This window comes from Candidatus Propionivibrio aalborgensis (genome assembly GCF_900089945.1).
Lineage (GTDB): Bacteria > Pseudomonadota > Gammaproteobacteria > Burkholderiales > Rhodocyclaceae > Propionivibrio > Propionivibrio aalborgensis.
Genome location: NZ_FLQY01000335.1, coordinates 1 through 12211 on the forward strand (window position 1 = coordinate 1; position 12211 = coordinate 12211).

Genomic DNA, 12211 nt, shown 5'->3' on the forward strand with positions numbered 1-12211 from the left:
GAATCGGGGAAATCCCGAAGCCGGAGCGCACTATCACAAAAAAAGATCAGTCAAGCTATTGCGGAAAATACGTAACTGGTTTCGAATGAGTAAATGCGGGTATACCACACATGCCAGCACGAAGATGCGCTATTTGAAATGCGCCGATTGCCGCAATACACGGCGACTTCGAAAACACGAGGCTCCATGGCAGACGCACTCGCACGAAACCGCTACAGGCCGCGCAAGCCAGCACAGATGAAGTGGTCAAACTGGTACCTGACCACCCTGAAGCTGGCGGTCGGTTTGCTGCTCGCACTGCTCATCGTCCTGTTCTGGCTATTGCGTCAGAACGCAGCGAATGAACAACGCACGACGCTGATTGCCGATGTGCTGTGGCTCGAGCAAAGCGTCAATTTTCGTCTTGAAGGAAACGCCGAACAATTCCAGCAGTTGGCCCTTGACCTGGTCCTGGCTCCGGAGACGAACCAGAGTGCACTGTTCAGATTGCGCAGTCAGCATCTCCTGAAAAACAACCCCGAACTTCAACAGGTGCTCTGGCTTGATGCTTCGGCACAGATACTGGCCGCGCTGCCAACACAGAACCTGCCTCGCCTGGGGCTGGGTGAACCGGGCAATGAAGTGCAGGCGCAAACGATTGAACGGGCAAGCAAGCTGGGCAAACCTGTTTATACGGAGGTGTATCGAATCTCGAATTCGCCCCAGTTCGAGGTCTTCTTTCCGGTATTTCAAAACAACCAGTATCAAGGCTCGCTCGTCGGTGTCTATTCGCTGAACACATTGCTGAAGCATCTGGTCCCCTGGTGGTTTACCGAAAAGTATCAAGTGCGGATCCTCGACGCCGATGGAACGACGCTGGCCAGCAAATCCAAAGTCAGCGACGCCGCAACGACATTGAGCTACACCCTCCCCTTCGATCCGCCTGGGTACGGGTTGGCATTCCAGGTCACCGCTTATCGTAGCGACAGCAGTATTGCGCAGACACTGATTACAACGCTGATCATCGCACTCGCTGCTGCCGTGCTGGTGAGCCTGTGGGTCATGCGCGGACATATCCATCGCCGTCTGGCGGCCGAGCAGGCTTTGCGTTCCGAGTACGCTTTTCGCAAAGCCATGGAAGACTCGCTGACTGTCGGTATGCGCGCGCGCGATCTTGAAGGCGTTGTGACTTATACCAATCCTGCTTTTTGCCAGATGGTCGGTTTCAGTGCGGAGGAACTGATCGATGCAAAACCGCCCATGCCCTACTGGGCTCCGGAAGACATGGAACGGATCCAGTCGATTCACAATTCCATCATCGACGGCAAAGCGCCGCATGAAGGATTCGAAGTCCGTCTGATGCGCAAGGACGGAAGCCGTTTCGATGCGCTCATCTACGAAGCCCCCCTGATCGACGCCGATGGACGACAGACTGGCTGGATGGCTTCGATCATCGATGTAACCGTGCGCAAGCACGCCGAGGAGCTGGCGCGTCAGCAGCAGGAGAAACTGCAATTCACCTCGCGTTTGATAACCATGGGCGAGATGGCCTCAACCCTTGCCCACGAACTCAATCAGCCGCTCGCGGCCATTACCAGCTACAACACCGGTTGCCTGAACAAACTTGAATCAGGCAACTTCAGTCCGGACGAACTCAAGCACGCTCTGGGCAAGATCGCCGTTCAGGCGCAGCGCGCGGGCCAGATCATCAGGCGCGTTCACGATTTTGTGCGCAAGAGTGAACCCAAACTTGCACCCTGCGATCTGGCCGAGGTCATTGACGATAGCGTCGGTTTTATCGATGCAGCGGCCAAACTCCTCAACATCCGGATCGAGCGCGAAATTCAGGGCATGCGTCCGGAACTCATGGCGGACCCGGTCATGATCGAGCAGGTCCTGCTCAATCTCATGCGCAATGGCATCGAAGCCATGAGCGAGACACCACTGGAGAATCGTCGCCTTACAGTCAAGCTGTACCAGAAAGACGATCACATGCAGATCCGCGTTATCGATCGCGGTTCGGGCATTCCTCTGGAGCTTCGGGAGAAGCTGTTTACGCCGTTCTACTCGACCAAGACCGAAGGCATGGGTATTGGCCTTAACATCTGCCGTTCGATCATCGAGTTTCATCGGGGCCGCTTGTGGGTGGAAGACAACCCGGAAGGCGGTACCATTTTCGTCATTTCCCTTCCGATCACCATGCCATGACACAACAATACGTATATATCGTCGATGACGATGAAGCGATTCGCGACTCGCTCAGCTGGTTGTTGCAATCCCGCAGCATTGCCAGCCTTGCGTTCCCTTCGGCCGAAGACTTCCTCGAAGCCTGGACACCCGCACTCACCGGTTGCATTCTGCTCGATATCCGCATGGAGAGGATGAGCGGTACGGAATTGTTCGAGCGACTGCTTGAACTGGGTTGCAACCTGCCGGTAATTTTCCTGACCGGTCATGGTGACGTTCCAATGGCGGTTTCCACGTTGAAAACCGGTGCGTTCGACTTTTTCGAAAAACCGTGCAACGACAATGAACTCGTTGATCGTGTGGTGGAAGCCTTGGAAATCAACAAAGCCAGGTGTGCCGCCACCGCTTCGACCGACTCGATCAACTCGCGACTCAACCAATTGACTACCCGCGAGCGGGAAGTCATGGCACTGGTGCTCGCGGGCAAGCTCAACAAGATCATTGCCAGCGAGCTGCAGATCAGCATGCGTACCGTCGAAGTTCACCGGGCCAGTCTTTTCGACAAAATGGGCGTCAGAACCGCCGTTGAACTCGCGCAGACGCTGGCCGCCGGTCCGGGAATACCAACGTCCTGAACATCTCCGGAAATGATTGAAGAATCTTCGGCTTGCGAACGATTGACGCCGCGAGTAACATGAGCCCAGAATTTGCATACGCCATAACGAATCAAGCAATTGGCGCGTTTCTTTCGAGCAATCATTCAGGTCCATGCTTATGCTCAATCAGCCACCGTCAGACCTTGAATCCTGGGTAGGTTTCTTCAGCAACGCAGAATTGCCGGTTCTGCGGCAGACGGCTCGACGCCTTGCAGAGGCGCGCCAGAATATCGACAAGGTTGGTGGTCGCGATATCGCCAATATCGTGATGCAGGATCCATTGATGGCCATCCGTGTTCTGGCCTATATCCAGACAGTCAGCGGCAAGCATCTGCGTTCCGACATCACCAACATCGGCAATGCGGTAATGATGATCGGCATCGAGCCTTTCTTCAACAAGATGGATGCGTCACTCTCCATCGAAGCCATGCTGAAAAACGAACCACAGGCATTGCTTGGCGTTCTGCAGGTCATCCGCCGCGCTCAACGCGCCTCGCATTACGCGCATGACTGGGCCTTTGAGCGACACGACATGAACATCGACGAAGTCGCCCTGGCCGCTCTGCTGCACGACCTGCCCGAAATCCTGCTGTGGTGTTTTGCCCCGAAGCTGGCCATCGAAATCCGTGACCGGCAGCACGCGGACAAGTCGTTGCGCAGCGCCACTGCGCAGGAGCAGGTGCTTGGAATCCGGCTGTCTGATTTGCAATTGGCCTTGTGCACCGTATGGCACCTGCCCGAACTACTCAACACCTTGCTCGACGATGCCAATGCCCAGTCACCGCGTGTGCAGAACGTGACACTGGCAGTTAACCTGGCGCGCCACTCAGCGGGGGGATGGAAAGACGCCGCGCTGCCGGATGACTTTGCGGCGATAGAAAAACTCCTGCATATCGACCGTGTGGCACTGCTCAATCGTTTGGATATTCCCGAAGAACTCATGAAGACGTACTTGCCTCCTTCGGAAGAAGAAACCGATGCCCGGACGCGTCGCCAGCAGGTATTTGGCAAGCACAACGCACCCTAACTATCAAAACATGATCAATTGACACGGGAGAAATAGATGACCATCGGCAGCCTGCTTTTTATCGGCGCAATCGTCGTTATAGCAATCTTTGGCGTCACGCTCTATAACGGTCTGGTTGCACTCAAACATGGTGTCGCCAAGGCTTGGGCCAACATTGATGTGCTGCTCAAGCAACGCCATGATGAGCTGCCGAAACTGGTCGAGGTTTGCAAGCAGTACAAACAATTCGAACAGGACACGCTGCAACGAGTGATCGAAGCTCGCTCGCGCGTTCAAACGGCACGCGAAGCCCAGAATATCGAGGCCCTCGGCGAGGCCGAAGGAATGTTGCGCATGGGCCTCGGGCAGATTTTTGCCATTGCCGAAGCCTACCCGGAACTCAAGGCCAACGATAATTTCATGCAGCTTCAGCAGCGGATTACCAGCCTGGAAAACGCCATTGCCGACCGGCGCGAGCTGTACAACGAATCGGTCAATATCAACAATGTCCGCGTCGAACAGTTCCCTGACGCGGTGATCGCACGCCTGTTCAGCTTCGAAACCAAACCCCTTTTGGAATTCTCGACGGTTGAAAAGGCCGACATCGATATGAAGCAACTGTTCAGCTAATCGCCTAACCGCCCCGGCTCCGCAGGCAATTCATTCGGCCCATGATCGTCAGCATCCGACGAGAGTTCGGCCAGCTCATCACGACGGGCGCGCAACTGCTGCTGCTCACAAGCGGCATGCAACTCCAAACGCGCAACGCCTGGATGGCATGTGTCGCGCTGATGTCTGTCGCCAGCCTGATCGCCTGGGTTTTCGCGCAACGGCGACGTCGAGCCATTGCCGACACACCTACTTCGCGTATCGCTTCAGCGGCTCAGGGCTACGTCGAACTGAGTGGTTACGGCAAGCCGCTTGACTACCCACCCTTGCTCTCACAGCTGCGTCAATTTCCCTGCCTTTGGTATCGCTACTGGATCGAAGAAAGATCGGACGACAAATGGCGTTCCCTCGACTCGGGTGAAAGTGAAATCCCTTTTATTCTTGACGACGGTAGCGGCCGCTGTTTGGTCGATATGGAAGACGCTGAAATCCTGACCAAACACAAATCCACATGGACGGAAGGACGCTACCGGAAGACCGAATGGACGTTGAACATCGACGACGAGATATACGCGCTGGGTGAATTCATAACCCTGGGAGGCAGCAGGCTTGAACTTGATGCGAATCACGACGTCAATGCCCTGCTTGCCGAATGGAAACGGGACCAGCCTGGCTTGCTCAAACGCTTCGATCTTGACGGCGATGGCAGCATCAGCATGAAAGAATGGATGCTGGCGCGCCAGGCGGCTCGGCGCGAAGTTGCCAAATTGCACCGTGAAGTGCGCAACGACGCCGACTTGCACACCCTGCGCTGCCCGACCAACGGGCAACTGTATCTGCTCTCGAACATAGGGCCCGAAAGGATTTCACGACGCTATCTCTGGTGGTCGATCTTCCACCTCTCCGTATTCTTTGTTTCGCTTGGTGCCCTGCCCTGGATCTGGCATAACGCCGTCTGAAATACGGTATAGGTCGACAAGTTCGAAGTTAGAATGCGACCTCACCAATCGAGTACACCATGCAAATCAGGTTCCTGTTACCCCTGCTCTCCGCTCTCGTTCTTTCCGCCTGCGCGAGCAAGCCACCAACACCGCCTCCACTCACGCCCAAACCCGTAAAGATCGGTCTTGCACTGGGTGGCGGTGCCGCGCGCGGCTTCGCCCACATCGGCGTCATCAAGGTACTGGAAGCCCAGGGCATTGTCCCCGACATCATCGTTGGCACCAGTGCCGGTGCCGTCGTCGGTGCGCTTTACGCCTCGGGACATAACGGTTTCGATCTGCAGAAACTGGCCCACAAGATGGATGAATCGAAAATCAGCGATTGGTCGCTGCCCGATCGAGGCGTCCTCAAAGGCGAAGCCTTGCAGCAATTCGTGAATGATGCCGTCGCACAGCGTCCGCTCGAAAAATTGAAAAAGCCCTTCGCCGCCGTGGCGACCGATCTGAACAGCGGCGAAAGCATTCTCTTCCGTAGCGGCAATACCGGCATGGCCGTGCGCGCCTCGGCGACCGTTCCCGGCGTCTTCAAACCCGTAAGCATCAATGGACACGAATACGTCGATGGCGGGCTGTCGAGCCTGATCCCGGTGCGCGGCGCGCGTTCGATGGGCGCCGACGTGGTGATCGCCGTCGACATCTCGGCGCGACCCGGCAACCAGACTGTGCGCGGCACGCTCGATATCCTCCTGCAAACCTTCACCATCATGGGGCAGAACCTCGCCCGATACGAACTGAAGGAGGCCGATATCGTCATTCGACCGCAGGTCGGCAACGTCGGATCAACCGATTTCCCGGCACGCCACGATGCGATTCTGGAAGGCGAGAAAGCGGCTCAGTCGGCACTGCCGCAAATCCGCGAGGCGATCAGAAAGGCATCTGGTATCTGAACCGTCGGCAAACAAAAAAGCTTCACAGTTCCAATGCTTCCCAACGTTCAAGTAACGCCATCAGCTCGTCGTCAATTTCGGTCAGCCTCAATGAAATTCGCTGCGCTTCCTGCGGCTCGGCCTGATAGATCGTCGGATCTGCCAATCGCTGGTTGATCCTCGCCTGCTCCTGCTCAAGCGAAGTAATGCGCCCGGGAAGTTCGGCCAGCTCTCGCGTTTCCTTGTAGCTCATTTTGCGGCCGCCATCCGCCTTGCTCTTGGCTGACTGTACCGCGCCCGACGCTTCGCGCTTTGCCACCGGCTGTGCGGCTTCTTGAGCGCGCCGCCTGGCCTGGTAGTCGGCCCAGTCCTGATAGCCGCCGGCATATTCGTGCCAGACGCCCTCGCCTTCGAACGCGATGCTTTGCGTCACCACGTTATCGATAAAAGCCCGGTCGTGACTGACGAGGAAGAGCGTTCCCGTATAGTCCTGCAACAACTGCTCGAGAAGTTCCAGTGTTTCGATGTCGAGGTCGTTGGTTGGTTCGTCGAGTACCAACACGTTGGCCGGGCGGGCAAAGAGGCGTGCCAGGAGCAGCCGGTTGCGTTCGCCGCCGGAAAGCGACTTCACCGGCGAACGAGCGCGCTGCGGGGCAAACAGGAAATCGCCAAGATAGCCGATCACATGCTTCTTCTCGTTGCCGATCTCGACGTAGTCCGATCCTGGCGATATCACGTCCACCAACGCCGCCTCTTCGTCGAGCTGCGTTCTGAACTGGTCGAAGTACGCCACCTCGATCTTTGTACCCAGGCGCACGCGGCCCGAATCCGGTGCCAGCTCGCCGAGAATCAGGCGCAGCAGGGTCGTCTTTCCCGCACCATTGGGGCCGATCAGGCCGATCTTGTCGCCGCGCTGCAAACGGCAGGAAAAATCGCGCACCACGGTCAGTCGTTGTGCACCCTCGCCAAAATGCTTGCTCACGTGCTCCAGTTCAGCAACCAACTTACCGCTCTTGTCGCCTGCATCCAGAGCCAGTTCAACCTTGCCCTGCCGTTCGCGCCGGGCTACCCGCTCACGTCGAAGCTGTTCGAGACGCAGCACGCGGCCTTCGTTGCGCGTGCGTCGCGCTTCGACGCCCTTGCGAATCCACACTTCTTCCTGCGCCAGAAATTTGTCGAACTTGGCGTTCTGGATCGCCTCGTCGTGCAGAATCGATTCCTTCCTGGCCAGATAGGCGCTGAAGTTTCCGGGGCAGGAGAGCAAACGGCCACGATCCAGTTCGACGATGCGTGTCGATACGCGATCCAGAAAACGCCGGTCATGGGTGATGAACACCATCGACACCCCCGATGAAACCAAAAACTCCTCAAGCCATTCGATGGCGCCGATGTCCAGATGGTTGGTCGGTTCGTCGAGCAGTAACAGTTCGGGCGAAATGGCCAGAGCCTGGGCCAAGGCCAGACGCTTCTTCTGCCCGCCCGAGAGGGTGCCAACGCGCGCATCGGGATCGAGCGAAAAACGCTGGATCACCCGCTCCGCCTGCATTTCGAAAGACCACGCGTTGAGCGACTCAAGCTCGCCCTGCAATTGGTGCATTCGCTCAAGTAATGCTTCATGATCGGCTGAATCTTCGGCCATGGCGTGCGCAACGGCGTGGTACTCGGCAAGCAGTGTGGAAACTTCTCCCATCCCATCCACCACTGCCTCGAACACCGAGCGATCCGGATCGAATGGCGGCTCCTGCGGCACATAGCCCCTGCGGATTCCAGGTTGCTGCCACACGGTCCCGTCGTCAAGCGTTCCCTGCCCGGCCAGCGCACGCAACAGCGACGATTTGCCGGTGCCGTTTCGCCCGATCAGCGCCACGCGTTCACCAGGATCAAGCTGGAAATCAGCATGATCAAGAAGGGGAACATGGCCATAGGCCAGCGAAGCATCGGACAGAATCAGCTGCGGCATGAGATCAGTTTACTTTCCAGGGGAGGATAACGATTGCCTGAGTACGGCATTTTCATGAATTGAACGGAATTTGTCAGCGTAGCGCACGGGCGCGATAAAATACGCTCCGATCTCCTCGTAGCATAACGGATAGTGCACGCGCCTCCTAAGCGTGAGATATGGGTTCGATTCCCGTCGAGGAGGCCAAGTATGCGTTTTAAGTAGTCCGGCAACATCCAATCGGCCCGCCTAAGTGCGGGTTTTATTCTTTTATGCGGACGCCGTCGAACTCCTCATGTCCACCATGCGGCCGACCATTGCGCGCCTTTCAGTCACTCGGCATCAGCGGGCCATCTGAAGCGAAACCGCACCATGACGTGGTGAATTCCTGCATCGGGTCGGAAGCATCGGACTCGGATCCTGGCTCGCTGTGTTTGCTCAGGTATTCACCAAGCTTCTTATCGCTGGCCAGGATGTGATGCATCAACCAGGTGTGCAGGGATGTGGTCAATTGACTCGGACTGACCTGAGCATTGGCCTTGAGCTGCAGGTCATAGCTGGCAAGCGTTTCCACGAGGTCCAGGTGCTCGGCATGATGCTCGTTGGCCCAGGGATAGCCATGGTCGTGCATCAGTTTTTCCTCGTACGAAAAATGGTCGATGACGAAATCGATCAGTGCCTTCATCACATTTCTCGAATTGGTTCCGTCATCGACTGAACGCGCACTGAAGTCGAGCCGGTCAAGGATGCGCAATATTTCCCTGTGCTGTGAGTCGATACCGGCATGGCCGGTTTCGTAGGTAAATGACCATGCCAGCATCGGGTTGCTGTCTTCTTCTGCGAGTTTCTTGACTCTCGGCTTGGATGAGACCTGGTAGGGCGGGTTCTGCGCGAAACCGGTCAAGGTTTGCAAGGGTAGCGGGCGAGAGAAGTAGTAGCCCTGGATCACATCGCAGCCATTGGCTTCGAGAAAAGCGACCTGTTCCGGGGATTCGACGCCTTCGGCAACGGTCATGATGTTGAGCTTGTTGCACATCTCGAGGATTGCCAGCACGATGGGACTGTTCTTGGGTTCGCTAATGAAGGACTGGTCGATTTTCAGGAAATCGAATGGGAGCTGATACAGGTATGACAATGACGAGTAACCCGTGCCGAAATCGTCCAGCGCCAAATTGACGCCGATTTTCTTCAAGGCCAGCAGGGTAGTCTTGGTCTTTTCAAAGTCGTTGATGAAGGCGCTTTCGGTAATCTCCAGAGTCAGCCGGTAGCCGGCCATACCGTCCAGCGCTTCGATCACCTTGGCGACAATGTCGCTTTGAGTGAGTTGCATGGGAGACAGGTTGACCGACATGTTGATGCCGGTGCTTCTCATGACGCGACAGGCCTCGCGCAACACCCATTCGCCGATTTCGCAGATCAGCCCGGACTCTTCGGCAATGGGTATGAAACGCGCCGGGCTGATGAGGCCCAGGTCCGGGTGCGACCAGCGCACCAACGCCTCGGCGCCGTGCACGCTCTTGCTGACGAGGCAGAGCTGTGGCTGGTAGTGCAATAACAGTCCGTCAGGAATCGCCTTGCGCAGGCCATTCTCCACCATCAGTGTTTCCAGTGCCCTGGCATTGATGCGCTCGGTGAAGAACTGGAAATTGTTTCGCCCTTGGTTCTTGGCGTGATACATGGCGGCGTCGGAATGACTCAACAGGTCGGTGACGCTAAGGCCATCCGTTGGAAACAGGCTGATGCCGATTGAAGGCGTGACGGTGACGACGTGTCCGTCAAGATGGCAGCTACTCCCGATCGCCGCCAAAAGCTTCCTCGCAGTATGGGTGATGTCGGCTTCGTCTCCGATATCCTCAAGCAACAGCACGAATTCATCGCCTCCCTGCCGTGATACGGTGTCACTCGCACGCAGACACCCCTGGATACGACGGGTCACTTCCTTGAGCAGCGCGTCGCCGATGTGGTGGCCAAGCGTATCGTTCACCGCCTTGAATTTGTCGAGGTCAATGAACATCACGGCGAACTTGGACCGGTTGCGCACCGCACGCGCCAGCGCCTGCCGCAAGCGGTCTTCCAGCAGGCTGCGGTTGGGCAAACCGGTCAGGAAGTCATGATGCGCCATGTGCTCCATCTTTTCCATCACCCGATTCGACTCGGTGATGTCGGATAGCAAACCGATATAGTTGGTCACGTTGGCACCGGTTTTCACAGCGCTGAGATGGACGCGGACAAGATACTCCTCGCCCGTTTTTTTCTTGTTCCATATCTCGCCCTGCCAGTAGCCAAGGCGGGCCAGTGTTTTCCACATCTTTCGATAGAAGCTGTCGGGAAGCCGATTGGAGGCGAACATCTTCGGGTTCCTGCCGATGATTTCATCCCGGCGATATCCGGTCAGGCTTTCCAGGGCCTTGTTGACCGATATGGCGCGGTTGTCGGCGCCCGTGATGATGATGCCTTCAAGGCTGTTCTCGAAGACGCTGGCGGACAACTTCAGTTGATCCTCGGCCTCCTGGTGATGGGTGATGTCCTGGAGCACTTCGATGGCGAATTCGGTTTGCTCGTGCCGGCTGTAATAGCGCGAAGCTTCGTCCAGCATGCTATCCAGAACCAGATCGGCCATGCACGGCCGCGGGTCGTCATAAAACCCGCGCCAGTGATCTCGCGTACCGACAACATCGCGAGCGGGGATGCCGGTCAACAACTCGCAGGGTGCATTCCACACCACGACCTTATGCTCGGTATCGAGCACAAAGGCCGGAAGACTCAGAGCATTCAATACGCTAAGCGCAATTTTCACCTGAAAGACCCCTGAATGTGCAAAGCGCTACCAATATGCCGCTACCAGCGAAACTCGGTGCCCAATCTCCCACACAATCTGCTCGCTCGGTTCAGCGACGACAACCTATTCGGTTCTCGCCCATCCCCAAGAGGCCATCACTTGCCTTTCGTTCCTGATGCACCAGCGCCGCGCCAAATCATCTGGCGTGCTCAGGGTGATATCAGACCTCCGTCTTGTAACCAATGCGGAAACCGCCCCAGTGCCGCCCCTTCACATACACCGGAGCCGAGATGTCATGCATGATCTCTCCGGTATCGCGACGGTATGTCTGCAACAGGAAAGGCTGGTCGTGAGCGCCGCAACGGCGGCCGACCGGATCATCGAACATGCGTTTGGTCCGATTGTTCACGAAATCCGTTTTTTCGTTGCCGGTCAGCGGCTGTGAGAATTTCCGATTGTGCGTCGGAACATAACCCTTCTGGTCGCAGGCAATGGCATAGACCACCCATTTGTTCTGCTCGAGCAACTGCTCCTGCGTCGGCGACACATTCTGGTCGGTGAAGTCGTCATAACGGGTCTTGTATTTCGGTGGCTTGGTATTGGAAATCGGCTGGTATTTGTCGTCAAACAAATCCTCGAGTTTGATCCGCCCCGAATCGACGGCCTTCTCGAATATCTGGCTGACGGCCTGCGCCGCGCGCTGGACCAAATCAGGCATTTTGGCATGTGTTTCAACCGCTTTATCACCCGCCGGGCCAAGCTTGAAAACGTTGCCGATCTCTTTCAGGTTCGTTGCCAGGTAATCGAGCTGGTTCGCTTCGCCGAGAGCCTTCTCTGCCGCCGCGCTGTTGTTCTCCGCCATTTGCATGATGTTGGTCACATGGTCGGCAATGGTGTTTCCCGCCCTGCTTTGTTGGGCAACCGCAGCGGCGATGGCGTCAACTTTTTCCATCGTCACGCGCGCACCGCTGTTGATGCTCTCAAGGGACGCCGCCGCTTGCTGGGCAAGATCGGCACCATTTTTTGCCTGTCCCGTACCGGCCTCGATACTGGTGATCGCGCTCTGCGTCTCGCCCTGGATCGCCCCGATCATCTGGCTGATTTCGCCGGTGGCCTTGGCCGTCCGTTCGGCGAGTTTGCGGACTTCGTCAGCGACAACGGCAAAGCCTCGCCCCTGCTCACCCGCACG

The 12211-nt window shown here is 56.9% G+C and carries 9 protein-coding genes and 1 tRNA gene; 7 read left to right on the forward strand and 3 right to left on the reverse strand.

What is annotated here, in order from left to right; all coding sequences use genetic code 11:
• Positions 1–186 precede the first annotated feature (186 nt).
• From PROAA_RS13845 to PROAA_RS13870, 6 genes are all read left to right on the forward strand, one after another.
• Positions 187–2187 carry a sensor histidine kinase gene (locus PROAA_RS13845; protein WP_186411899.1) on the forward strand — a complete coding sequence of 667 codons (2001 nt, stop codon included), beginning with the start codon at positions 187–189 and terminating at the stop codon, positions 2185–2187.
• Positions 2184–2801 (forward strand): response regulator transcription factor, encoded by a 618-nt coding sequence (locus tag PROAA_RS13850; protein ID WP_186411900.1) that lies wholly within the window; start codon positions 2184–2186, stop codon positions 2799–2801. The genes PROAA_RS13845 and PROAA_RS13850 overlap by 4 nt, the downstream gene beginning before the upstream one ends.
• Before the next feature lie 133 nt (positions 2802–2934).
• Positions 2935–3849: an HDOD domain-containing protein gene (locus PROAA_RS13855; protein ID WP_245664287.1), complete on the forward strand. Its 915-nt coding sequence runs from the start codon at positions 2935–2937 to the stop codon at positions 3847–3849.
• 36 nt (positions 3850–3885) lie between these two features.
• On the forward strand, positions 3886–4458 hold the full coding sequence (locus tag PROAA_RS13860; RefSeq protein ID WP_186411901.1) for a LemA family protein: 573 nt from the start codon (positions 3886–3888) through the stop codon (positions 4456–4458).
• 41 nt (positions 4459–4499) lie between these two features.
• A complete protein-coding gene (locus tag PROAA_RS13865; RefSeq protein WP_186411902.1) occupies positions 4500–5396 on the forward strand; it encodes a GIDE domain-containing protein in 897 nt (298 codons plus the stop codon).
• A 59-nt stretch (positions 5397–5455) separates the two neighbouring features.
• Positions 5456–6325 (forward strand): patatin-like phospholipase family protein, encoded by an 870-nt coding sequence (locus tag PROAA_RS13870; RefSeq protein WP_186411903.1) that lies wholly within the window; start codon positions 5456–5458, stop codon positions 6323–6325.
• Positions 6326–6347: 22 nt separating this feature from the next.
• Here PROAA_RS13870 and PROAA_RS13875 read toward each other — a convergent pair whose 3' ends face one another.
• Positions 6348–8264 carry an ATP-binding cassette domain-containing protein gene (locus PROAA_RS13875; RefSeq protein WP_186411904.1) on the reverse strand — a complete coding sequence of 639 codons (1917 nt, stop codon included), beginning with the start codon at positions 8262–8264 and terminating at the stop codon, positions 6348–6350.
• A 111-nt stretch (positions 8265–8375) separates the two neighbouring features.
• On the opposite strand from PROAA_RS13875, the gene PROAA_RS13880 reads away from it, so the two are divergent.
• Positions 8376–8450, forward strand: a tRNA-Arg gene (locus tag PROAA_RS13880).
• Positions 8451–8571: 121 nt separating this feature from the next.
• Here PROAA_RS13880 and PROAA_RS13885 read toward each other — a convergent pair.
• Both PROAA_RS13885 and PROAA_RS13890 read right to left on the reverse strand, forming a co-directional pair.
• Complete coding sequence (locus PROAA_RS13885; RefSeq protein ID WP_186411905.1) at positions 8572–11040, reverse strand: bacteriohemerythrin; 2469 nt, start codon at positions 11038–11040, stop codon at positions 8572–8574.
• A 202-nt stretch (positions 11041–11242) separates the two neighbouring features.
• Positions 11243–12211 (reverse strand): methyl-accepting chemotaxis protein (locus PROAA_RS13890; protein ID WP_186411906.1); only part of this gene is annotated, 969 nt, incomplete at its 5' end.